Source organism: Allomuricauda sp. CP2A, from assembly GCF_001683915.1.
Lineage (GTDB): Bacteria > Bacteroidota > Bacteroidia > Flavobacteriales > Flavobacteriaceae > Flagellimonas.
Genome location: NZ_LXTT01000022.1, coordinates 1 through 23,945 on the forward strand (window position 1 = coordinate 1; position 23,945 = coordinate 23,945).

At 42.6% G+C, this 23,945-nt stretch carries 20 protein-coding genes; 13 read left to right on the top strand and 7 right to left on the bottom strand.

All coding sequences use genetic code 11. The annotated features are described in order from the left end of the window. Window positions 1–322: 322 nt before the first annotated feature. The 13 genes from A7D14_RS02330 (at window position 323) to A7D14_RS02385 (ending at window position 16,539) form a co-directional block, all read left to right on the top strand. The gene (locus tag A7D14_RS02330) at window positions 323–1,597 is read left to right on the top strand and encodes a ribonucleotide-diphosphate reductase subunit beta (protein WP_067029525.1); all 1,275 of its coding nucleotides are present in this window, start codon (window positions 323–325) and stop codon (window positions 1,595–1,597) included. A 3-nt stretch (window positions 1,598–1,600) separates the two neighbouring features. Continuing rightward, window positions 1,601–3,397, top strand: coding sequence for a ribonucleoside-diphosphate reductase subunit alpha (locus A7D14_RS02335; protein WP_067029527.1), 1,797 nt, complete (start codon window positions 1,601–1,603; stop codon window positions 3,395–3,397). Between the two features lie 286 nt (window positions 3,398–3,683). Next, complete coding sequence (locus A7D14_RS02340; protein ID WP_067029529.1) at window positions 3,684–5,354, top strand: alpha/beta fold hydrolase; 1,671 nt, start codon at window positions 3,684–3,686, stop codon at window positions 5,352–5,354. 296 nt (window positions 5,355–5,650) lie between these two features. Then, the gene (locus A7D14_RS19935; protein ID WP_176712348.1) at window positions 5,651–5,794 is read left to right on the top strand and encodes a hypothetical protein; all 144 of its coding nucleotides are present in this window, start codon (window positions 5,651–5,653) and stop codon (window positions 5,792–5,794) included. Between the two features lie 745 nt (window positions 5,795–6,539). Then, complete coding sequence (locus A7D14_RS02345) at window positions 6,540–10,688, top strand: gliding motility-associated C-terminal domain-containing protein (RefSeq protein ID WP_067029530.1); 4,149 nt, start codon at window positions 6,540–6,542, stop codon at window positions 10,686–10,688. A 35-nt stretch (window positions 10,689–10,723) separates the two neighbouring features. Next, the gene (locus tag A7D14_RS02350) at window positions 10,724–11,635 is read left to right on the top strand and encodes a type IX secretion system membrane protein PorP/SprF (protein WP_067029562.1); all 912 of its coding nucleotides are present in this window, start codon (window positions 10,724–10,726) and stop codon (window positions 11,633–11,635) included. A gap of 293 nt (window positions 11,636–11,928) precedes the next feature. After that, window positions 11,929–12,468 carry an RNA polymerase sigma factor gene (locus A7D14_RS02355; protein WP_067029564.1) on the top strand — a complete coding sequence of 180 codons (540 nt, stop codon included), beginning with the start codon at window positions 11,929–11,931 and terminating at the stop codon, window positions 12,466–12,468. Beyond that, entirely contained in the window at window positions 12,465–13,010 is a 546-nt protein-coding gene (locus tag A7D14_RS02360; protein WP_067029532.1) for a hypothetical protein, read from the top strand. The genes A7D14_RS02355 and A7D14_RS02360 overlap by 4 nt, the downstream gene beginning before the upstream one ends. Continuing rightward, window positions 12,991–14,079 carry a hypothetical protein gene (locus tag A7D14_RS02365; RefSeq protein WP_067029534.1) on the top strand — a complete coding sequence of 363 codons (1,089 nt, stop codon included), beginning with the start codon at window positions 12,991–12,993 and terminating at the stop codon, window positions 14,077–14,079. Before A7D14_RS02360 ends, A7D14_RS02365 begins: the two co-directional genes overlap by 20 nt. Window positions 14,080–14,165: 86 nt before the next feature. Beyond that, window positions 14,166–14,825: a hypothetical protein gene (locus A7D14_RS02370; RefSeq protein ID WP_141673197.1), complete on the top strand. Its 660-nt coding sequence runs from the start codon at window positions 14,166–14,168 to the stop codon at window positions 14,823–14,825. Then, window positions 14,815–14,997: a hypothetical protein gene (locus A7D14_RS02375; RefSeq protein WP_067029538.1), complete on the top strand. Its 183-nt coding sequence runs from the start codon at window positions 14,815–14,817 to the stop codon at window positions 14,995–14,997. The genes A7D14_RS02370 and A7D14_RS02375 overlap by 11 nt, the downstream gene beginning before the upstream one ends. Before the next feature lie 29 nt (window positions 14,998–15,026). Further along, window positions 15,027–15,860 carry a GIN domain-containing protein gene (locus A7D14_RS02380; protein ID WP_067029540.1) on the top strand — a complete coding sequence of 278 codons (834 nt, stop codon included), beginning with the start codon at window positions 15,027–15,029 and terminating at the stop codon, window positions 15,858–15,860. 82 nt (window positions 15,861–15,942) lie between these two features. Next, entirely contained in the window at window positions 15,943–16,539 is a 597-nt protein-coding gene (locus A7D14_RS02385; RefSeq protein ID WP_067029542.1) for a bifunctional precorrin-2 dehydrogenase/sirohydrochlorin ferrochelatase, read from the top strand. A 24-nt stretch (window positions 16,540–16,563) separates the two neighbouring features. Here the strand turns inward: A7D14_RS02385 and A7D14_RS02390 are convergent, their stop codons facing one another. The 7 genes from A7D14_RS02390 to A7D14_RS02430 form a co-directional block, all read right to left on the bottom strand. After that, window positions 16,564–17,316, bottom strand: coding sequence for a LytR/AlgR family response regulator transcription factor (locus A7D14_RS02390; RefSeq protein ID WP_067029544.1), 753 nt, complete (start codon window positions 17,314–17,316; stop codon window positions 16,564–16,566). A 37-nt stretch (window positions 17,317–17,353) separates the two neighbouring features. Then, window positions 17,354–17,866, bottom strand: coding sequence for a hypothetical protein (locus A7D14_RS02395; RefSeq protein WP_067029546.1), 513 nt, complete (start codon window positions 17,864–17,866; stop codon window positions 17,354–17,356). Between the two features lie 778 nt (window positions 17,867–18,644). Beyond that, window positions 18,645–19,307 (bottom strand): hypothetical protein, encoded by a 663-nt coding sequence (locus A7D14_RS02405; RefSeq protein ID WP_067029550.1) that lies wholly within the window; start codon window positions 19,305–19,307, stop codon window positions 18,645–18,647. Between the two features lie 301 nt (window positions 19,308–19,608). Then, window positions 19,609–20,001, bottom strand: coding sequence for a hypothetical protein (locus A7D14_RS02410; protein ID WP_067029553.1), 393 nt, complete (start codon window positions 19,999–20,001; stop codon window positions 19,609–19,611). Between the two features lie 274 nt (window positions 20,002–20,275). Then, window positions 20,276–21,286: a dienelactone hydrolase family protein gene (locus tag A7D14_RS02420; protein WP_067029556.1), complete on the bottom strand. Its 1,011-nt coding sequence runs from the start codon at window positions 21,284–21,286 to the stop codon at window positions 20,276–20,278. 20 nt (window positions 21,287–21,306) lie between these two features. Continuing rightward, window positions 21,307–22,251 (bottom strand): type IX secretion system membrane protein PorP/SprF, encoded by a 945-nt coding sequence (locus A7D14_RS02425; protein WP_067029558.1) that lies wholly within the window; start codon window positions 22,249–22,251, stop codon window positions 21,307–21,309. A 14-nt stretch (window positions 22,252–22,265) separates the two neighbouring features. After that, a partial coding sequence (locus A7D14_RS02430) for a T9SS type B sorting domain-containing protein (protein WP_141673199.1) occupies window positions 22,266–23,945 on the bottom strand: 1,680 nt, incomplete at its 5' end.

The following is a 23,945-nucleotide window of genomic DNA, read 5'->3' on the forward strand; positions in this document are numbered from 1 at the left end:
ATTTAAAACATGATTTAAGTAGCAAATGTTACACAGTGTGGAGAACTGCAAACCAGAGAGTTCACTTTTCATTTCACTTGGTTTGAATTCATGAAACATTCCTGTGTTAATAACCCTGTGGATAAATGTTTTGGTCAGATGACAGTTGTCAGATTTTTTTCGGAGCCTAGACTTTACGTTTGTTCCCATGATTTTTTCAGCCTCAAAAAATGGAATGTTGATAAGAATGTTGAGAACCAAAAAGGGGCAGTGTAAAATCAAAGTAAAGAAAATATGAATTTTACAATCAGTTCACTTAGGACAAATCCAAACACTTTTTCTCATGCACATTTCTCACATTACTAAAAGGGATTTTAGTACTCAGCCCTTCGATTTGCACAAAATTACCAACGCCATCCTAAAGGCCATGACCGCAGTGGACCATGGTCAAATGGAAGATGCACAGAACATTGCCAGCAATGTTGAAAAAACATTGATGGAAAGAAAAGAACAAGATGAACACTATGTTCCCACGGTGGAGGAAGTTCAGGATGTTGTGGAGAACGAGTTGATGAACAGTGAGTTCCATGATGTGGCCAAAGCCTACATCATTTATAGGAACAAAAGGGCCCAAATGCGGCAGACCGATATTTTTGAGAAACGTATTAACCTAAAGCCTTACGAGTATCCCCAATTGTATGAATATGTGCCTGCTATCCGACATTCGTATTGGATTCATACCGAATTTAATTTCACCAGCGATATACAGGATTTTAAGTCTGGGTTGACCGAAGTAGAGCGAAGCGCCATTAAAAACACCATGTTGGCCATCTCTCAAATAGAGGTTGCTGTAAAAACCTTTTGGGGCGATATTTACCACCGCATGCCAAAGCCCGAAATAGGTTCCGTGGGTGCCACTTTTGCCGAAAGTGAGGTGCGCCACCATGATGCCTATTCGCACCTTCTTGAAATTTTGGGATTGAACCAGGAATTTGAAAACCTGAAGAAAAAACCCGTGATCATGAAACGGGTGCAATACTTGGAAACTGCCCTGAAAAATGCAAAAAGTGAGAACAACAAGGAATACGCAGAGTCCATTTTGCTTTTCTCCCTTTTCATTGAACACGTTTCCCTCTTCTCCCAATTTTTGATCATTATGGCGTTCAACAAGCACAAAAATGTGCTCAAGGGAATTTCCAATGTGGTTGAGGCTACATCAAAAGAAGAGCAGATTCATGGCGATTTTGGAATCGATGTCATCAATATCATCAAAAAAGAACACCCCGAATGGTTTGATGATGAATACAAAGCTATGATTCAGGATATCTGCGAAAAGGCATTTGATTCAGAAAGTAGAATTGTGGATTGGATTTTTGAGGAAGGTGAGCTCGATTTCTTGCCCAAAAATGTGGTAAATGAATTCATAAAAAACCGTTTCAACAATTCATTGGAGAGTATTGGCATTGCCAAAGTGTTTGAGGTTGACCAAAAACTATTGGCACAGACCGAGTGGTTTGATGATGAGATCATTGGAACCAAACACGGAGACTTTTTTGTAAAACGATCCATCAACTATAGCAAAAGAACACAAAGTATAACCAGCGACGACCTTTTTTAAATTATGGAGAACAAAGCCCAAGCCTCAAACATCACGGAACAAAAACAGGACAACAAGACCCAAGAACTTGTAAACGCTCGAAAGAGTGCCCTATCAAAACTCAAAACCAAAGAAGAAGAAGACAAAGGATTTGAATGGCTGAACGACCACAGCCGCCAATTTTTGGCTTCGGGCTATCTTACCGAAGGCGTTTCCCCAGAGGGTCGTATTCGGGAGATTGCGGACCGGGCGGAACAGATTTTGCAGATTCCGGGGTATTCAGACAAGTTTTACGGTTATATGTCGGAAGGTTTTTTCTCATTGGCATCACCTGTTTGGTCCAACTTTGGGAAAAGACGTGGGCTGCCCATAAGCTGTTTTGGCTCCCATATTGATGATGATATGGGGAATATCTTGTATACCCAATCCGAAGTCGGCATGATGTCCAAATTGGGTGGGGGTACCTCGGGCTATTTTGGAAAAATCAGGCATAGGGGGGCTCCGGTAAAGAACAATGGGCAAGCTTCTGGTGCTGTGCACATCATGCAGCTGTTTGAATCCATGGTGGATGTGGTAAGCCAAGGTTCGGTTCGTCGTGGTCGGTTTTCGCCCTATTTGCCCATAGACCATAAAGATATTATGGAGTTTTTGGAAATTGGTACTGAAGGAAATCCAATCCAGCAGTTGACCCACGGCGTTACCGTGACCAACCAATGGATGCAGGAAATGATTGATGGCGATGTGGATAAAAGAACTATTTGGGCCAAAGTGTTGCAACGTAGGGGAGAAATGGGCTATCCGTATGTGTTCTTCTCCGATAACGCCAATAATGGGGCCGCTGATGTATACAAGGACAAAGCCCACCGCATTCATGCCAGTAATCTTTGTACCGAGATCATGTTGCCTTCCAATGATAACTGGTCTTTTGTATGCGTATTGTCCAGTATCAACGTATTGCACTATGATAAATGGAAAAATACCGATGCCGTGGAAACCATGGTCCATTTCTTGGATGCCGTGATCACGGAATTTGTGGAAAAGCTGGAAACCTATCGGGATTCATCCGATCGTGATGATCGGCAAACCTTCCTGTTTATGGAAAGAGCCTATAATTTTGCCAAGGAGAACAGAGCTTTGGGGTTGGGCGCTTTGGGATGGCATTCCCTGTTGCAGTCCAAGCGTTTGGCTTTTAACAGCCAAGAGGCCTACAATTTGAACAGCGAAATATTCAGGGAAATCAAGGAACGCTCCTACAAAGCCTCTGCGGAGTTGGCGGAACGTTTTGGAGAACCCGAAGTGTTGAAAGGTTATGGAAGGAGAAATGCAACACTTAATGCCATAGCGCCAACTACGTCATCGGCCTTTATTTTGGGGCAGGTGTCACAGGGGATTGAGCCCATTTGGTCCAATTGTTATGTAAAGGATATCGCCAAGATCAAGGTGACCATCAAAAATCCATATTTGATGGATTTGTTGGAAGAAAAGGGTCAAAACACACCAGAGGTGTGGAAAAGCATTCGCGATATGGATGGTTCCGTTCAGCATTTGGATTTCTTGACCGAAGAGGAGAAAGCGGTGTTCAAAACCTATTCTGAATTGGATCAGTTGGACATCGTCTACCAAGCGGCCAATAGACAAAACCATATCGACCAAGGGCAATCAGTAAACATCATTGTGCACCCTGATATGCCAACCAAAGACATCAACAAAATTCATGTTACCGCATGGAAATTGGGTCTAAAATCCTTGTACTACCAGCACAGTATGAATGCTGCACAGAAATTTAAACAGAAAAAGGAGTGTGCCAGTTGTGAGGCATAATAGGAACCAACCCAAACAAGTACCAACCTAACTTTAACTAAACCCCCAACCAAATGGTTTGGGGTTTTTTGTTGAACATTGGCCAAACAATTGTTAATGTGTTTGTTGGAAGCCCATCCATTCAAAACTGTTTCTATTTTTGTGTAGTAAGAAAAGACTAGTTAACGGTAATCCAATAGGATCAATTTGAACGTAAAGTATTTCTGAGGCATTTATCAAGCTTCCAAAAAATGGGCAGAAATGCCCTTCTTGAGTAAATAAACGCGAACATCAACCTAAACCTCACATGAAGCCAGCTACACAGTATACCAAAAGTGGCCGCATCAATATAGCATATCAAGTTTTTGGGTCGGGTTCTGTGGACATGGTCTACATTCCTGGATGGGTTTCCAACATTGATTTAATGTGGGCCTGCCCAGAACTGGTTCATTTTTTACAGGAGCTGGGCAAAATAGCCCGGGTTGTTTTATTTGATAAAAGAGGAACAGGTCTTTCGGATCGGGTGGTGGAGCTTTCCACTTTGGAGGAGCGCATGGACGATATTAGGGCCGTAATGGATGCCGTTGGCTCGGAAAAGGCCATTTTGTTTGGTCATTCTGAAGGAGGTTCCGTGTCTGCATTATTTGCTGCAACCTATCCGAACAGAATCATTTCCTTAATCACATTTGGCATATTCGCCAAGCGTAAGTATGCCCAAAACTATCCATGGGCCCCCACCGATGAAGAGCGCCAAAGAGTGTATGACATGATCGAGAATTGTTGGGGCAGTGGAGAGATGAACCTGGAGACCTTGGCACCCTCCAAAGCAAATGACAAGGAATTCATGGAATGGTTGGCCAACTATTTTCGTTCAGGGGCCAGCCCAAGTGCTGCTTTGGTACTCACTAAAATGAACACAGAGGTGGATATCATCAATATTTTGGGTTCCATTAAAGTACCCACCTTGATTTTGCAACGCACCAATGATGTTGATGTAAAGATTGAAGAGGGAAAGTTCATTTCGGAACGCATACCGGGAGCCAAATTTGTGGAGCTACAAGGCAATGATCACTTGTTTTGGGTAGGCAATACCGAAGAAGTGCTCAAGGAAATCAGAAATTTTATCCTGAACATGAAGCCCATGAGGGTCTATGACCAACAACTCTTTACCATTGCGGCTGCACAGATTTTTGCTGAAGAACGTGCAAAACCTGATCAACAAGAACTCATAGCAAGGTTTGTGGCCCAATACAAGGGAAAAGTGATCCAGTATGATGGCCGAACCTTTTTTGCCACTTTTGAAGGCCCCAGTAAGGCCATTCATTGCTATATGAATCTGTTTGATACCGTAAAGCGCATGAATGCCCAAATGGCGGTAGGGATCCATATAAAGGAGGGAGCCGTTGATGAAGCGCACTTTGTCAGCGAGGAAACTGAGCGTTTTGTGGGGTCGATTCTTGGGCAGGCAAGACCAAATCAAATATTGATCACCCAAACCGTAAAATATCTACTATCCGGTGCTGGGTTGAATTTTAAGCAGAGCAAAACAATTCTGGACCCCAAATCAGCTGAGCCACATATGCTTTTTGCCGTTACGGATGATTTGGTTTCCAATGAGCAAACGAAAAACGCTCACCGATACCAACTTCCCAAAAACGGCTCTTTTTTGGAAAATGTGCTTCAAAGCATAGAGACCCATTTGGGAGATGAATCGTTTGGGGTTGAAATGCTGTGTAAGGAAATGGGGGTGAGCGAACGACAATTGCAACGTAAACTCAAGGCGGTCACCAATAAATCCCCGATCCAACTGATTTCATCGGTTCGGTTGCACCGGGCAAAGGAGCTAATGTTGGAAAACAATCACAATGTTGCGGAAATTGCCTATCAAACAGGATTTTCCAACCCTTCCTATTTTTCCAAATCCTTTAAAAGGGAATTTGGAAAAAGTCCATCCACCTTTCTTCAGGAGTACACCTAGATCATCCACCGTGCAATTCACTTATTTCTGCAACTGACACTGCTCCACAATATGGTGTGATTTGGAGGTTTTTACTTTGGTTGCAGCACCAATCAGTACTTTTTTATCTCTATTTCATTTTGTTTCTTACTGAAAACAAGGTGTTTAAGGTGAAAATGTCGGAAAAGTTATAGTCTAGGGGTTTTGTGCTTGAATCTTGTCGGAAATGTTATTGAATTAGGCGGATTTGTTCTATTTCCAAGGGTCTTCCTCACCATATCTTTGCCCCCGCTGAAAAAGTGGAAATAACAAGTATCATGAAGGAGCACAATTTTAAAACATTGGCATTCGGTCTATTGGCCATAGGATATATGAATGCACAACACAATCAACAAACGGGGCCCTTGGCCAAGAATGTTAGCCCCGAACGAAACAATTTTTGGGACGAATACACCAAATAAGGAGTTTATCATCAATCATCAATCAATAATCATCAATAAACGAACACATCATGAGAACAGAAAATCATAGCGCATTTAAGCAGCGATTGCAACCTACCCTAGGGTATGGGTGGAGTGTCAAAAGAAGGTATAAACCAGTGGTTAGACCGTTCTTCAATTTTTGATGGGATCACATGGAATGAGCTAAAGAAGGGTCATTAAAGGTGGCCCTTTCTTTTTCCTTGAGCCATAAAAATCAAAAGTAATGGTAAGGCCAAAGCAATGGCAGAAGTAACTAACAAGTAAAAATGAGAGGTATGGTGCTGGAGATACAGTATGTACTCTAATTAGCAAAGATTATGGCACCGGCCGGTCTGGTTCTTTTTATGAAGGACTTTCCAACAAAATACCGGTTCCCTTGCACGGCTTGTTTGGTTTTGGTTTAACGCCTTGCAAGGCCCGGTTGACTTTGACTGTAGTTTTTGGTTAATGAGGAACTGGTGGTTTAGCCGCCAGTTCCTTTTGTTGTGTATGGGTGTAACTGCATCATAATCAATGGGTTTTTTTGGCTTTCTTTTAATTTTCAACTAAAATTACAGCGGTGTATTTCCTTCTAAAATGTTAAAAAAAGCCTTTAGTTTCCATCGTTTATCCGATGTTTCACAACAAATGATCGTTGCAATACAACATAACTTCCTTTTTGTCATTAGTTGTTGATATGTTTGGGTAAACCTTACTTCGTAAAAGCAGCCTCATCTTCTAAACTATGAATAAACCCCAACCACGCCAGTACAGAACAAGTTTTCTTTTGGCTTTTTTGTTTGCGCTAGCCTTGGTGCAAGTTGGGAATGCACAATGTCCAGCTGATGCAGGTGCTGATCAGACCGTGGCACACTTGACACCCGTTTTTTTGAACGCTGCATCTCCAGCATCCAATTCGGGTGTATGGACACAGGTTTTGGGGCCATCCGTGGTGAATTTTGTGGATGCAACAGACCCTGCTACCGAAGTGCAAGGTACTGTTCCCGGAACGTATGAATTTAGATGGACGGTCTCTGGGGGGGCATGCACCACAGCATCCGATACAGTTGAAGTTTCCATTGTTGGAGTAGACCTGGAGATGGAAGTATTGGCGAGCAATACCACTCCAGATGTGGGTGATGTGGTCACTTTTACCATCAACCTTAGCAATTTGGGCGATGTTGATGCCACAGGGGTTTCAGTTGATAATATAGTTCCTATTGGTTTTGATGGGAATAGTATTTCGGCCATAAGCAGCTCGGGATCCTATAATTTTGGATCCAGAACCATTACATGGACAGGCTTAAATGTCCCACAAGGGAACAACACTGCTGTTCTGACCTTCAATGCCACCGTGTTGACCCCAACGGGGACTTCGGGTGAGTTTACCCATGTTGCCGAAGTGACCGCAAGTGGCCAATTTGATTATGACAGCACACCCAACAATGATGATGGGGACCAAAGTGAGGATGATGAGGACGCACTAGTGGTAGCGCCCCAACAAGCCGATTTGTCCCTTACCAAAACCATTGTGGGAGGGAATACCAATCCTTACGTGGGTGAGGAAATAAGTTTTGAAATAACCATTACCAACGATGGCCCGGATGATGCCACCAATGTACTAGTGGTGGATCAATTGCAATCCGGGTATAGTTTTGTTTCATATACGGCTACTGCCGGAACGTATACTGTTGGAAGTGCTTTTTGGGATTTGGGAACTTTGGCCAACGGCGCCTCAGAAACGCTTACTATCAATGTGACCGTTAATGCCACGGGGAATCATACCAATACCTCACAAATATGGCAATCCGATGCGTATGATTTGGACTCAACCCCCGGCAATGGAGTCTCTTCCGAAGATGACCAAGGGGATGTGTCCGTTGCTCCTGTTGAAGTGGTTGATCTTTCTTTAACGAAGGTAATCGATAAGTCACCCCCCCTGGTGAGCGATAATGTCATGTTTACCTTGACGGTTTCCAATGCGGGCCCCAGTGATGCCACTTCGGTGGAGGTTACGGATCTGTTGCCATCCGGATTTACCTATATTTCCGATAATGGGGGAGGGGATTACGATGATGCGAGCGGTATTTGGGATATTGGAACATTGGCCAATGGTAATACTGCCAGTTTGAGCATTCTTGCCAATGTAAACCCCTCCGGGGATTACACCAATGTGGCTGAGATTACGGGACATGACCAGTTTGATGTGGATTCAACCCCAAACAATAATGTCCCCGGTGAAGATGACCAAGATGAGGTGGTGGTCAATCCCAATCCCGTGGTTGATATTTCCGTCACAAAGACTGTGGATGAACTAATACCAAATGTTGGCGATCAAGTAATTTTTACGGTTACTGTACAAAATGATGGGCCAAGTGATGCCACCAATCTAGTGGTCTCGGATGTTTTGGCTTCTGGGTATGCACTGGTGAGTGCCATTACGAGCAATGGTACCTACAACAGCGTTAGCGGATTTTGGACCGTTGGAAGTTTGGCCAATGGCGCTTCTGAAACCCTGACCGTAACAACAGAGGTGTTGTCCAGTGGAAGCTATTCCAACACTGCTGAATTGACTGGGTTGACCGAGACCGATGTGGATTCAACCCCAGGCAACAATAATGGGGCCGAAGATGATCAACAGACCATCACCCCAGTGCCTCTTCCCATATCCGATTTGCTTTTGCGGAAATCTGTGGACAATTTGAGTCCTTTTGTAGGGGAGAATGTAATTTTCAACATCAATCTAACCAATTTGGGCCCAAGCGATGTTACTGGTGTTCAGGTTATGGATTTGTTGCCCTCTGGCTATACCTATGTATCCAACAGCAGGACCGCTGGAACCTACAATCCCAGCACGGGGATTTGGGAGTTGAACAATGTTGTTCCAAATGGTGTCACCGAGACCTTGAATATTGTGGCAACAGTAAATCCAACGGGGGACTACTTTAATGTGGCCGAAGTGATTTCGTCCAGTAATGATGACCCCAATTCAACCCCTAACAACAACAATATTTTTGAGAACGACCAAGATAGTGCGGGAACCATTCCCATCCCAGCTGCGGATATGACCCTCAGTACAACCGTGGATAATGAATTTCCCGATGTTTCTGATACGGTCACATTTACTCTCACGTTGACCAATGAAGGTCCCAGTGATGCTTTTGCATTGGTGGTTGAGGATATATTGCCTTCGGGCTACACCTATGTTTCTGATGATTCTGGAGGCTTGTATGATGTGGGCACAGGATATTGGAATGTGGGCAACCTAACCGCTGGCAGCAATGCAACTTTGAATATGTTGGTTGAAGTGAATGCTTCAGGAAATTATCTCAACAGGGCCGAGTTGGTGACTTCAGCAATACAAGACCCTGATTCCACTCCAGGAAATAATATTCCAACCGAGGATGATCAGGACGAACAGGCAACAACACCAAGACACGTCACGGACATTTCTGTCACGAATACAGTGGACAACCTAAGTCCCTCTGCGGGAGATCAGATTGCCTTTACCATAACCGTTACCAATGCTGGACCCAATGATGCTACCGGCTTGGTTGTGGAAGATTTATTAGCCACCGGATATAATTTTGTTTCTGCCACAGCTTCATCTGGTATTTACGACGAAATTGTGGGTTCTTGGAATCTGCCCAATATGGGCAGTGGTAGCTCAGAGACACTGCAAATTACTACCTTGGTACTTCCCAATGGAGAGTATAGAAATACCGCAGAATTGGTTGCGTTGGACACTTATGACCCCGATTCATCCCCTAACAATAATTTGGCATCAGAAGATGATCAGGCTACCGTGGTTCCCATTCCCGATGGACTGGCCGATTTGTCCTTGACCAAGATTGTGGACAATCCCACCCCTAATGTGGGTGATGTGGTCCGGTTCACCATCAGTATCACTAACGATGGACCTACGGATGCCACTGGGGTAGTGGCCACAGATGTGCTGCCCTTGGGATATACTTATCAATCACATACCTCAACGGCTGGGGTGTATGATCCCAGCACCGGATTATGGAATGTCAACAGGACTATTTTTGATCAAAATACAGAAACGCTCGAAATATTGGCAGAAGTGAATACGCCTACGGGACAGATTGATGAATATCTCAATATAGCTGAGATTTTAGCAAGCAATTTTGCCGACCCGGACAGTGACCCTAATGAAAGTAGTGAAACAGACGATTTTTTGGACGGTGTTGACGATGACGATGAAGCAAGTGCCTTTGTGGTGCCACAGACCACGGACTTGGCCATTACAAAAGTGGTGGACCGAATGGAACCCAATATTGGCGATGAGGTTGTTTTTACCATCACCGTGACCAATCAAGGTAATGTTCCTGCCACCCATATCGGTATTGAAGACCAATTGCCCAGCGGGTATCGATTGGTTGCTTCTTCTGCCACAGTTGGAATTTATGATGCTGCCGGAGGTTTTTGGGAAATGGACAGCTTACAAGTTTCTGAAACCGCACAACTCGACCTTACCGTAGAGGTTTTGGATGTTGAGGATTACCTGAACACAGCCAGTTTGGCTTTTGTGGATCAATTGGACACCAATTCTGCAAATGATTCTGCCGAAGCTTTTGTAGAACCTACCTGTTTGGTGGTGTACAACGAATTTTCACCCAACGGCGACGGGGTCAATGAGTTCTTTACCATTGATTGTATTTCCAGATACCCGGGCAATGTACTTAAGGTGTACAACCGCTGGGGCAATATTGTATATGAAAAACGGTCCTACAACAATGATTGGGACGGAACGCCCAACGGCCGCGCCATTGTACAAAAAGAAGACCAATTGCCCGTGGGCACGTATTATTATGTGTTGGATTTGGGGGATGGCTCCGAACCCAGAACGGATTGGTTGTATATAAATCGATAGAAAAGGGTATGAACGGCGCAAATAAAATATCGCGAATGAAAAAACGAATGGGACATACCTATCTTGTGGTTTTACTATTGGGATGCTGCACAGTTTCTGCACAGCAAGACCCACAGTTTACCCAGTATATGTACAACACCATGAGCGTGAACCCGGCTTATGCTGGTTCGCAAGGCTACCTTACGGCTTTGTTGATGCACCGTTCCCAATGGGTAGGTGTAAACGGCGCACCCAATACGCAGGTTTTGGCGGTGGACAGCCCTTTGGAAAACAAGCTTGGCGTAGGGGGAATATTGGCCCATGATGCCCTGGGACCTTCTTCTGAGATATTTGTGGATGGAAATGTTTCCTACACCATTCAGTTGGACAGTACGAACAGAAAATTGTCCTTTGGATTGAAAGTAGGGGGAAGGTTGTTTGATGTGGATTTTTCCAAAGGGTTGACCGAGGACCCTGATGTGGCCTTTCAAAATAATATAAAGAGTAAATTCTTTCCCACCATTGGGGCTGGATTGTATTATCAAACAAGGGATAGTTATTTAGGTTTTGCGGTGCCCAATTTCTTTTCGCAAAAACATTATGATGGGGAAGAACAGGAGATTGCGGCAGAACGCTTGCACTATTATTTTATTGGGGGCAAGTTTTTTGAGCTCACTCCAGAGATAGTGCTCAGACCTGCCTTCTTTGTAAAATGGGTGCCCGGTGCCCCGATGATCGCCGATGTGTCTGTAAATGCTGTCCTTCGGGAAACATTCACTTTTGGGGTGGCCTATCGGTGGGATGACTCCTTTTCAACCCTACTAGGCCTTCAAATTACGCCTAACCTAAATGCAGGATACGCTTATGATCTTACTACCTCCAATTTGGCAAATTATACTGGGGGTTCGCACGAAATTTTTCTACGGTATCAGTTCAAGGAGCTGAAAAAACCATCTGAATCACAATGATTTCAGCGCAGAAAACGTAAAACCAAATAGCAACATAACCTCATGCATGCAAGAGGGTGTCCAAAAAGTCAATTTTCGTCAACCTGAACTTGTTTCAGGTTCCCATAATGATTTGTTTTCAGTATGGTGAGATTCTGAAATAAATTCAGAATGACGTGTTTCTATACTTTTCAGACACCCTCTTTTTTTACGAAAAAATTCGGTGCGGTGCAACCTTTTCATTTTTGATTTGTCATTGGGATAGAATGAAATAGGATTATTTTTAGCCGTCATTGAATAACCGTCCGGAATTTTTGGAAGCAAACGTACGTTTTACGCACCAAGCTTTGGTGGAGCAAAGCAGAGAAGGGAACCGCAACGCGCAATACCAGTTGTATGGATTGTATGTGGATGCCATGTTCAATGTTGCCATGCGCTTATTGACCATCCGGGAGGATGCGGAGGACATTATTCAGGAGAGTTTTGTGGAAGCCTTTAAAAAATTGGACTCTTTTCGATTTGAGAGCACATTTGGGGCATGGTTAAAACGGATTGTGATCAACAAGAGCATCAATCACCTGAAAGCAAAGCGATTGTTGCTCTCATCCATGGAAAATGAAGGGGAATGGGTTGAAGAGGAACAAGAAGGGGAACCAGACCAGTTTGAAATTGAAAAGATAAAAATGGGTCTTGGTCAATTGCCGGAAGGATACCGACAGATCATAACACTATACCTGATTGAAGGGTATGACCATGTGGAAATTGGCGAAATCCTGGGAATAACAACGTCCACCTCCAAATCGCAATATCACCGCGCTAAAAAGAAACTGATTCAAATTGTAAACGAGCTATGATGGACAATTTTGAAAAACATATTCGGGAAAACAAACAGGCCTTTGACACCCACAAAGTGGACAAGGACAAATTGTGGCAAGGAATCGCTTCCCAATTGGATGAAAAACCAAAACCCAAGGTGATTCCGCTATGGAAATCAAGGAAACTATGGGTCGCGGCTTCAATCGTACTCCTAATGGGACTGTCATTGATGACATTTTTCACCATGAACACTTCAAACCAGAATAGGGACGCCTATGCCAATGAAGAACTTTTGGAAATCGATATGCATTACCAACATTTGGTACATCAACAGGTGCAATTGGTAAAGGACCATCCCAAATTATCCGATGAGGATAAGGAAGAGTTCCTGTCTTTTATGGATGAACTGGATGAGGAATACCAACAATTAAGAATGGAAATGCGAAACAACCTCGGCAATGAGCGGGTCTTGCAAGCTATCGTGGAAAACTATAAGAAGCGTATTGAACTGATTGAAAACTTATTGAAACAGATCAATGCGTCCAAAAAAGAAATGGATTATGAAGGGTATGTTTTATAAGAACACATTTGTAACGGTAGGTCTGTTGCTGTTTACTTTGGCGGTCTTTGCCCAAAGTGAACAAAGCAAGCGATGGGACAAGACCTATGATCTTTCCCCTACGGGGAAGGTGCATATTGAGAACAAGTATGGGAATGTGGTCATCAATGGATGGGAGAAAAATCGGGTGAAGGTTTCCATTGCTATCCAGGTGAACCATAGGAAGGATGAAAGTGCGGAGAAACTGTTGGACCGGATTCAACCCAAAGCCGTACAGGCGGGGAATTTTATCCAGTTCATTTCGGAAATCAAGGATCGGGACGCCAACATATTTGCTAAATATTTCAGCAAGGCCAATCCTTTTGACTTTGATAAATCCAACGTGCAAATTGATTATGAGGTGTATCTGCCTATTAATGCCGAACTCAACATCACCAATAAGTTCGGGGACATCATCATAGATTCTTGGAAAGGGGATCTGGAAACCGATCTACAGCATGGAGACATATATATCAACGGAAACATCTCAACGGCAAAAGTGGACATGCGCTTTGGAAAGCTCAATGCCAGAAATCTGGATTATGGAAATATAAAGATGGACAACGGGACCATAGATATTGAAAGTGCGCAAAAGTTGAAAATAATCAGTAGTGGCAGTGATATTCGGTTGGGAGCGATTTCAGATTTGGAACTATACTCCAGTAAGGATGAGGTGGAACTGGAATCGATAGATGCGCTACGTGGGGATTTTAAATTCTCCAATGTGGACATTGCCAGTGTAACAAATGAGTTGTTCCTCACACTAAGGATAGCGGAGGTGGACATCCAAAAGATTGTGAAACCGGATGCAAATATCAACATTGTGCAGGAATCCTCGGAGATCAATATGAACGTTACGGGCATGTCCTTTGATTTTAAGGCGACTTTGGAGCAAGGGCTTTTACGGGTTCCCAAGACCTTTTCCAACATTAACACGCATGTCACCAATGAAGGGAGCAAGATCAGGGATATTACGGCAAGATACGGAACAGGTGACCGGGGCGATTTCTCTATCAATGGAATAAAGGGAATCATTGTACTGACCGATTGATTTTTTGAAAAATCAGAAAAAAATAGATGTAAGTGCAACCCTTTCAAATTTTGAATGTCTTTAGAATGAAAATCAAAAAACGGAACATGATACAACTAAAACCTTTACTTCTACTTTTGCTGTTTGGAGGTATGGCATGGGGCCAACAAACTCAGGACAATGCGGATTATATTGAATTTAATGATCGAAAAAATGTGGTGCACGGCGTGTACTTGGGGCTTACCACGTATTATGGAGAGATCAAGGGCAAGTCCACCTATCTCGGTGGGCTAAAAGTGGCCTATGTGGCCAACCGACAGTTTGAGGTTGGTTTCTCCGGGGTTTTTCTCTATTCGGAACAGGATAATCCAAGGACGCTCAATGAGGATTTGATTGGTGGCTATGGCGGTATTCATCTGGAACCCATACTTTTTAGCAAATCAACCGTTAACCTTTCTTTTCCCTTATTGATTGGAGCAGGGGGCGTTGGATATTTCGGGAATGATTTTGAGGATCGTATCGGGGATGTTGATGAGGATGATATTGATGCCATTTTTGTGGCAGAGCCCGGGGTTAGTCTTCTCTTCAACATATCCAGATACTTGCAATTGGAAGCAGGGGTAAAGTACCGTTTTTCCAGCAAGTTGGAATTGGAGGACAGTCCGCTGCGCAACATCAATGGGTTTTCAGGAGGAATCGGCCTGAAGGTAGGCGTTTTCAATATGGGGAGAAATCGGTATAAAAAGCATTTGAACGATGGCCTATAAATCAAAAAACAACGAACAGTCAATCCATAAAGGAATCCTGGCCAATCACGTCTTCACCCAAAATGGGGCAGTATTTCTGCGAAGTGCCCAGAATGTGGGCATGGACGATTGGTCTCCCATTAATTTCCATTGGATGCCCGTCTTAAAATTGGAACGGGAGTTGGGATCCTAACAATCATTTTACATCAAAAAACGAACAGCATGAGAACAATTAAACATGCCCTGACCGCTATGGCGATGGGGCTAATGGCGACTTCCTGTGTACAGGAAACGGTTTGGGTTTCTGAAGAGGTGTCCACCAAAAGCTATGATTTTGAGAACATAACAGCACTTCAGGTTGCAACGGATTTTAACGCTTATGTTACCTTTTCGGAAACCCAGGAGCGTGTGGAAATTGAAGCCAATGATAATCTATTTAAGCGGATGGATGTCTATATGGAAGGCAACAAATTGGTGGTGAAACTGGAGAACAATATTAGGGTGAAGGGAAGGGAGACCTTGAACCTTTACATCACTACAAATAACATTTCTTGGTTCAAGGCTTCTTCGGATGCGGCCATTTTTTTGGAAAACCCGCTCAATACCAACAATGTTTACATTGATCTGAGTTCCGATGCCCACTTCATTGGAGACATTGTTGTCGATGATTTTGAACTTAGGGCAGAATCTGATAGCGATGCCGAACTTTATTTGGAAGCCACAAATGCCTATCTGGACCTTTCATCCAATGCTTATTTGGATGGAGAGACCACTATTGAAAATGCCATTGTCCGACTTTCTTCGGATTCCACGGTGGATGTATTGGGCAATGTTGATCATATGGATGCAGTACTATCTTCAGATGCTGAGTTGAAAGGTTTCGGTTTGCATGTCAACGACCTTAAAGTGGAGCTGTCTTCCGATAGTGAGGCCTATTTGACGGTTTTTGAGACCATTGATATTGTTGCGAGTTCAGACGGCAGGTTGTACTACAAGGGGGATGCCGAAATAGTACGACAAATTTTGTCCAGCGGTGGGAAGCTCATCAAAAAGTAAGAGCATCCCTTTAACGATTCCCAAAAGAATGGGATAGCTTGCCTGAAAACTAATACCTTTGAAAGAGCAAAAGCAAGATTTCATGGAAAGGAATGAACTCTATCCCATTTTTTTAAAGGTATCCAATCTAAATGTGCTCATTGTGGGCGGGGGCAATGTGGGTCTGGAAAAACTGACATTTTTGTTGAAGTCCAGTCCCAATGCCCAAGTACAGATGGTGGCTCCTGAGTTTTTGGAAGAAACACTGGAGTTGGCACAAAAGCACAATGTGGAAATTACCAAGGCGAAATATCACGAGCAATTTTTAAAGGGAAAGCATATTGTTGTTGCCTGTACGGACAAAGTTGAAGTGAATGAACAGGTGTACCACGATTGTCGGGAGCGAAGTATTTTGGTGAATGTGGCGGACAATCCTCCGTATTGTGATTTTTATATGGGCGGAATTGTGACGAAGGGAAATGTAAAGGTGGCCATTTCCACAAATGGAAAATCACCAACCACCGCGAAGCGTTTGCGGCAGTTTTTTGAGGACGTGCTTCCGGAGAATATTGATGACTTGGTTAAAAATCTAAACACGTATCGGGACACCTTGAAGGGCAATTTTGAGGAAAAAGTGGACGCCCTGAACGAGTTTACCAAGGGATTGTTGGACACAAAACCCGATAAGGATAAATCTTAAATGGTTAAAAATTGGAGCAGGGGTTTATAAACGTTTCATCGCTTCAATAAGGTCGTCTTTTTTTCTGGGAGAAATGTTTACATTCATGTCGTTGCTCATAATGATGTAACCACCATCGGATTTAATGTATTTTTTTACTTCATTTAGGTTGATAAGGTAGCTGTTGTGCACGCGCATAAACTGTTGGTCGGCCAGTAGGTTTTCATATTCCTTCAAATGCTTGCTCACCAATAATGTGTTGTTGTTTTTGAGAATAAAACAGGTATAGGAGCCATCGGCTTTGCAAAGAATTATGTCTTCAATGGCTATAAATTCCATGCCGGCAGTGGTGGCAAGACAGATTTTTTCTTGTTTGTTGGAGCTACTTGAGAGGCTTTGCATAAGAGTATCTATCTGCTGTCGATACACATTGGTATCCATTCGGGTTCTGGCTTTTTCAACGGCATCTTGTAATTCGTCCAGATCAACGGGCTTTAGCAAATAGTCCAAAGAGCTGAACTTTATGGCCTTTATGGCATATTTTTCAAAGGCTGTTGTAAATATGATTTCAAAACTGGGCTCTTTTATTTGTTCCAGAACATCAAATCCTAATCCGGGTTGTAGTTCAATATCCAGAAATACAACATCTGGACTATAGATAGAAAGTACTTTAACAGCTTCTTTCACAGAACTGGCGGTGGCAATTACTTTAACATCTTTGCAAAACTCCTCGAGCATGGACCTTAGAGTTTCCCTACTATGTTTTTCATCTTCTATGATTACTACTTTCAAGATCATTCGGTTGTTTTTTGGGTTACTAGATTTGTGGTTATTCTCATTTGAAATGGGTTGCCATGGATGGTAAATTGGTTTTTGTTCGGCCCTTGTCGGGATGAACAAACAATTCAAACTTTTTGGGGGGTTTGTTAATTGTTTTGATTGTATATCCCCCAACACCGCAAACACCTACCTTACAACTATATTGGTTTATGTTGGGGCCAAGTTTTTCTATACCAGCCAAAACCGATGAAAGAATACTAATCTCCAGAATAGTGCCTATGGGATACGTAGTAAAATAAACCCGTGCAAAGGATGATATGAATAAAAACATAACCAGTGCAGTGACCGGGATTGCACGGTACATTTTTAAGATTTCTTTTTTGCCCTTATAAAGCATGGCGAAAATTTCATAGAAAAGATGTATGAAATTTGGAAAAAGAGAATTTGAACAACCTAAAATCATCTTAGCAATCAAAAGCAGTATTTTCTTATAAAACTTGAAAGAATAATATTTTTTAATATCTTTGGGAACAAGGGAAATACTTCTTTTTTCATTTAATTGGCACACTTAGTTTGTCTTCATTGCAGAATGAAGTAATTAGATTAAGTTATGGAAATTTTTCCATTTTCATCCAAATAATAATCCTTTCAAAGATTTTTCAAGAGATATTTATTGGGTCGGTACCAGTGGTTTATGTTGTTTTACTGGGATAAGACAGGTATTTAGGACTAATGCAGATATCGTGAAAAGTAGGCCCGTCTGTCTTTAGTGGTATTGGCTAACGGCAATTGTTCTCCTATTGGGACTTGGGGGAAGTGAGGATGGAATATGCCTTAGAAACACTGAAATAATTATTGAAATTGGCTAGGGTGAGGCTGTCATGGTATAGAGGTTTTTTTTATTGTATTGGTTGAATGTTTATAGTAGGTAAAACTCACCACTTTCTTTTTCCAATATCACTGTTGCGCAGCATAACCCCATACTAGCTATCAGCCCTACTAAAAAGATACTTGTGGTGAGTTGTTTTTTTATTGTGGACAAGTGCAAAGTTGTCTTGAGCCAAAAGAAAAGCATGGGTATTGGGCTGCACTATCTTCATCGCCAGAACTGAAGATAATGACATGGTTGTCTGTGTGCAGCCCTGTAATTGTTTTTCCTTTAATTTCATGTATTGCACTCTATTTTGAGTAAATCTAATTGGGTTCTTCGTAACAAATAGGTATAAGTTGACGTAAATAGGTTTTGGATTTATAAATAGCCCTTTTGGGTTTATGGAACTAATGTAAAAGCGGGATTCCTTTTTGGGAAATCCCACTTTTCAAGTACATGAACACTAATAGTATTTTTAGGCCGTGGAACATAATTCCTGGTCTTGATGTTTAAACGAGGTCACTTTACGCTGTCTCTTTTTGGGCATTGGGGCTATAAAATGACCTTTAAAGTCTATTGCGGCTATATTGCTGAAATACCCCAGAATGTCCTCATAATCATTTATATTGATACCTGCCTTCATAAGGCCTTTGTGAATGGGGGATTTTTCCGGTTTGGCTCCCCAATCACCATAAATTCGTTTATCCCGTGATCTTATGATAAGGATTTTCAACTTGCTCAAATGCCAGGAAGGAATATAAAAGTTGGAGACCCCATCATTAAGGGATTTGAAGGTGACGTATACCTTGCCCACATTTTTATAGACATTTGCGGTGTACCCCAATGAGGCATTGTTGAATGGGAGCTTTAAACAATTGTCTTCGGACTCCAGATAAAAAAGAATTGGATTATTGTACAGCACCTCCTCTGTAATTTCGGGAACATCTATTGTAAATGACCAGCCCGGTAGTTGATGGGTTACATCAAAGGACAGTAGTTCCACAGTATTGCACGATAATGGCCCGGAATGAGCTTTATCATAGTCCGCTGTGGAAGATGATCTGTTAAAAAGATAAAGGGGATATCCTATAATTATCGCCGCACATACAAGAGTCCATATGATGGTAAACAGTTGCATAATTCTTTCTTTGGTTTAAAAATTTGGGAACGTTTAAATCTTATACAAGTAACAAATAGTAGAGCGATAAATAGGTGATGAATAGATAGATGGGCGTTCTCAATTGACAGATGATTTCCCTACGATTAAATGCGCGTTTTTATGGATGAAATGCACCTGAACAAAGTGTTTAACCTTACCCCAAGCTATTTAGGGGTTGGGGGCATTGCTTTTTTAAGAGGAATTGGCCTGTTGATTACTTTTTGGGTATGGGGTAAGTAAAGAACAAGCCAATCCAACCATCCGGGGATACCGTTTGCCCCTATGTTTCTACATCTGAATTTTCATCTGAATGTTCCAATTGTCCAATAACGGTCATTACATCATAGTTGGCGATTTTCCGTGAACTATAATTCCTTTTGATATGATTCAAATAGGTATGTATCTCCAGGGTGTAATAGTTCTCCAGCTCGAATATCGATTCGTCATCTTTGGTGATTTCAGAGTACTCCTCTGTTTTTCGATTGCCAAATGATCGTGCATTGTAAACAATCTTATAGTGGTTGTTCTCTTTGTCCATCCATTCAATGGTCACCTCTATAAAATCGTCCATTCTTTCCCTTAACCGATACGTTGCTTTTTTAGGGATATTTCCTTTTTCATATTCAGATTTTACTAAATCCAAAATCCATTTTTCAAGAAAGCTTTCTCTCATTTCAATTATGTTTAGGTATTCTGATTTTATCCCATAAATGGGATTTGTATTATTTATTTGTTTTGAGGATGAGGGTTTGGCGTTCCCAAAAAGGTTTGAAGAATACCCTAGGTTTTGTTAGGGTCATTCACTTTTTCATGGAAGTTTTAAGCCTTTTGGGCCTAGTGGTTCTTGGGAACTTTTTTGGAAGGTTGACTAAAGACCTCCTAATTGAGGTGAAAAAGGGATCTTATAAGTTTTATCCATGAAATAGTTTCGATTAGTTTGATGGGGATCAGTTCATGTTCAATATATTTTTTAACCAGTTGATAGTATGTTCCCTCGCTTGTTCACTTTCAGGAATATCGTCAAAGTCAAAACCATGTGATGCACCTTCGTAGTATGCCATTTCCACAGGAGCCCCTTTATCTGTAAGGACATCTATAAGACAAAGGGTGTTTTCAGTGAGGTTATCATTGGAAGGTATTTGATAGAGCATGGGAGCATAAGGATAAAACACATTTTCTTCCAGAACTTCCAAGCCGCAAGGGTGTTTGCCCCAATAGTTGTACCCCACGGAACCTCCATAATAAAACACACCTCCGGCAAAGCCTACTTCTGGCTTGGGTAGTGGGGGCAATATGCCATCCGAGGCATCATAGGTCTTGCCATCCTCACTCTGTGTCCATTCAAAATCTTTTGGGATCTTATCCGTGTCGATTAGGGTGGAGGCCACTGCGGTGGCTCCATCAGAAAACCCTAGTAAGGCGATGTCTTTTTTACGTACAACAGGAGTTCCGTCTTTGTATTTTAAATTTTGTAAAAGCGTAAGAGTGGCATTGGCGTCCCTGGGCCGTACAAATTGGGCACTTATTCTTATGTTATCAGGAAGTTCCCTCCATACTCCCGTTCTCTTGGTTACACCTCTTCCCGTATAGCTGTCCACAAATGCCCCAACAATACAATTTTCAGCTAAAATGTTTTGCCATTCTGTAAACTGGCCAGACATAACCTTGCTGTCCGGGGTGTTCTGATACCACAGTCCATAGGAGCCGTGCATGACCACTACGGCAGGATGGTTTTCATGGTTGCAATCCGTTGGAATCGATAGATAAACGGGAACTTTCATATTGTCCACCAAAATGTTCACAATGGTATCTGTGGTGGTGGCGGTAACTTCAATTTCCCCAACTTCGGTAACCAAGGGAAAAGCATCCCTATCGTTACTGCAGGAAGAAAAAAAGATTAGAATACCAAAAAAGATAAGTAGGTTAAGTTTTCTGGATGTGTTTGGGTTTTGTCTCATAGTAGAATCGTATTTAATTATTAATAAGTACAAGTGCAATTTGAAATGCCTTGGAAAAGATCCACACCTAAGGTTATTACGTGTGTACCCTTTGAATATCCCAATAGTTCATTCATGATTACCTGATAGGAATATCCAAAGTAAAAATCTCCCTTTTTCAGCCCTATTATTGGGGCAACATATAAGGGGCTCCCCAGTTGATCGTTTAAAAATCTGTAGGTAAAACCAGCATAATAGTAGTCAAGAAAATCATACCACTTAAATTTAGTGTTGACATCGGTTACAGAACGCTGGCCATTTTCAAAATACTGGAAGAATATTGAGGGTTCAATTTCAAAATCGGCCCTTCTGCTTCTGCGATAGGTATACCCAGTATATAGGTAGTAATTTCGTAGCGTATTGGGTTCAAAAACCTGATTGAACTTTTGGACGTCCTTGTTCAAGATATTTGAAGCATTAAGGCTCAAGTAATAACTTCCCCTTCTATACAAGGTGCCGATGTCAAAATTTGGATTGCTCGAAGACCGATCGTTTATAATGGCTGAATCATCATTTGGGTCAAAGTTTTCAATATCTATTCTAAACTGGTTGAGGTTAAAAGACAGGGCAAAGGAGAAATAATGATCATCATATTTATTAATGGTTAGGTGATGCGCAAAGGAGACCTTTCCTCCACGTTGTTTCGTTTCACCATTGGAATCATTGTAGATTACCATACCAATCCCCGATCGATTTCCCAATCTTACATCTGCCGACAAGGATTGGGTATCAGGAGCATCCTTGATACCCACCCATTGGGTAACCCCGTTCATCCTCACCTTTACATAATTCCCTATTCCAGCAAAGGACGGGGACATCAAAAATGGGTTGTCGGATAAGTATTGGGACAATTGGGGTATGGTCAATTCCTGTCCTTTCATAAGGAATAGATTCATACATATTAAGAAAACTACAATTCGCTTCATTTATCAATTAAATTTTATCTATATAATGTAAAGTGCCCAACGAATTCACGCCCAGACCCATCATTTAGCTTCACGATATACCAATAATCCCCAGAAGGCATTGCATTGGATTCGTATTCCCCATCCCATTCATCTGTTGGGCCCAAAATCTGAATTTTCCTTCCATATCTATCAAAAATGTAAGTTTCGATATCGGGAAACAGTTCGGCATTTCTCGGTGCCCAAGTATCATATTGGAAATCATTGTTCGGAGTAAAGAAATCAGGGATTGTAATGTCCACTAAGTTCATCGTGGTGCTTTGCAAAACTTCACAACCAATACTGTCAACAACTCTTACCGTGAAGGTTCCACTTCGGTCAATGGTATAAGTGTTGGAAGTAGTTCCGCTATTGTCATCAAAATAATAAGTGTAAGGAGCAGTTCCTCCACTAACATTTGCAGTGATTTGATTTACATATTCGCTGGTTAGTGTCAGCTCTAATTGCTCAAAGTTTTCAACATCAAATGGAATCTCTGCCAAGCAACCATTATTGTGCATTATGAATAAACTATGGTCGCCAACACTGATGTTTCCAAAATCTGGACTTAGTATAAAATCATTGGGATCGGTAGAGTCCAAGGCATAGAGCACATCATTGCTAACAGATGGATCAAACAAGGTTACTGCAATGGTGTTTGATGGAAGGTTGGCGTCACACAAATACATCACATCAACAGTACCGCCAAGGTTTGGGCCTCCAGATTGAATGCCAAAATTTGTATTGGTTTGACAACCTGTGTCATCAATCACGCTCATTTCATAATTCCCAGGAGCCAAATCGTCTATAGAGAATGAATCTGTATTGAAAACCATGGGTTCCATATTGTTCAACTGAACTGTAATGGGCAAAACCGCATCACCAATAGTCACCGAAACAGAACCGTCATTCCTTTCCCAACACGTCTCATTTTGAACATTTGTGGTAACGCTAAATCCAGTTATGGTCACCTCAAAACTTTCTTCTGCATCTGGGCAGTTACCTTGTCCAGGGTTGAAGACATAAATCGTCTGAGATGTGTTTATTATATCCCCTGCGAATAGTGGTGTTCCTGTACCACCACTTACAGTAAAATAATTACCATTAGTTAAAGGAGGAAGCACATACGAGTCACATTCGGTGACATCGGGGACCGTGTCTATGACCGGGGCGTCGTTTATGGTGACGGTGACCTGTGCCGTTGCGTCCGTTGCGCAGGGCACTGTCGCGGCCACGGTATAGGTGTACACGCCTGCCCCTGCGAATGCGGGGCTCCATGTGCCCCCTGCGTCGGGGGTTCCCCCCAGCAGTGCGAAAAGGTCTGCTTCGGATAGGGCGGTCCCCTCACAGATGTTGGTGCTGCCGTCGGTCCCTGCATCGGGCTGTGGCTGTTCTGTCACGGTGACCTGTGCCGTTGCGTCCGTTGCGCAGGGCGCTGTCGCGGCCACGGTATAGGTGTACACGCCTGCCCCTGCGAATGCGGGGCTCCATGTGCCCCCTGCGTCGGGGGTTCCCCCCAGCAGTGCGAAAAGGTCTGCTTCGGATAGGGCGGTCCCCTCACAGATGTTGGTGCTGCCGTCGGTCCCTGCATCGGGCTGTGGCTGTTCTGTCACGGTGACCTGTGCCGTTGCGTCCGTTGCGCAGGGCGCTGTCGCGGCCACGGTATAGGTGTACAC

Bases quoted from the DNA above. Each gene is read 5' to 3' on its own strand.
- A7D14_RS02330 (WP_067029525.1), top strand. From the start codon at position 323: ATGCACATTTCTCACATTACTAAAAGGGATTTTAGTACTCAGCCCTTC.
- A7D14_RS02335 (WP_067029527.1), top strand. From the start codon at position 1,601: ATGGAGAACAAAGCCCAAGCCTCAAACATCACGGAACAAAAACAGGAC.
- A7D14_RS02340 (WP_067029529.1), top strand. From the start codon at position 3,684: ATGAAGCCAGCTACACAGTATACCAAAAGTGGCCGCATCAATATAGCA.
- A7D14_RS19935 (WP_176712348.1), top strand. From the start codon at position 5,651: ATGAAGGAGCACAATTTTAAAACATTGGCATTCGGTCTATTGGCCATA.
- A7D14_RS02345 (WP_067029530.1), top strand. From the start codon at position 6,540: ATGAATAAACCCCAACCACGCCAGTACAGAACAAGTTTTCTTTTGGCT.
- A7D14_RS02350 (WP_067029562.1), top strand. From the start codon at position 10,724: ATGAAAAAACGAATGGGACATACCTATCTTGTGGTTTTACTATTGGGA.
- A7D14_RS02360 (WP_067029532.1), top strand. From the start codon at position 12,465: ATGATGGACAATTTTGAAAAACATATTCGGGAAAACAAACAGGCCTTT.
- A7D14_RS02365 (WP_067029534.1), top strand. From the start codon at position 12,991: ATGAAGGGTATGTTTTATAAGAACACATTTGTAACGGTAGGTCTGTTG.
- A7D14_RS02370 (WP_141673197.1), top strand. From the start codon at position 14,166: ATGATACAACTAAAACCTTTACTTCTACTTTTGCTGTTTGGAGGTATG.
- A7D14_RS02375 (WP_067029538.1), top strand. From the start codon at position 14,815: ATGGCCTATAAATCAAAAAACAACGAACAGTCAATCCATAAAGGAATC.
- A7D14_RS02380 (WP_067029540.1), top strand. From the start codon at position 15,027: ATGAGAACAATTAAACATGCCCTGACCGCTATGGCGATGGGGCTAATG.
- A7D14_RS02385 (WP_067029542.1), top strand. From the start codon at position 15,943: ATGGAAAGGAATGAACTCTATCCCATTTTTTTAAAGGTATCCAATCTA.
- A7D14_RS02390 (WP_067029544.1), bottom strand. From the start codon at position 17,316: ATGATCTTGAAAGTAGTAATCATAGAAGATGAAAAACATAGTAGGGAA.
- A7D14_RS02405 (WP_067029550.1), bottom strand. From the start codon at position 19,307: ATGCAACTGTTTACCATCATATGGACTCTTGTATGTGCGGCGATAATT.
- A7D14_RS02410 (WP_067029553.1), bottom strand. From the start codon at position 20,001: ATGAGAGAAAGCTTTCTTGAAAAATGGATTTTGGATTTAGTAAAATCT.
- A7D14_RS02420 (WP_067029556.1), bottom strand. From the start codon at position 21,286: ATGAGACAAAACCCAAACACATCCAGAAAACTTAACCTACTTATCTTT.
- A7D14_RS02425 (WP_067029558.1), bottom strand. From the start codon at position 22,251: ATGAAGCGAATTGTAGTTTTCTTAATATGTATGAATCTATTCCTTATG.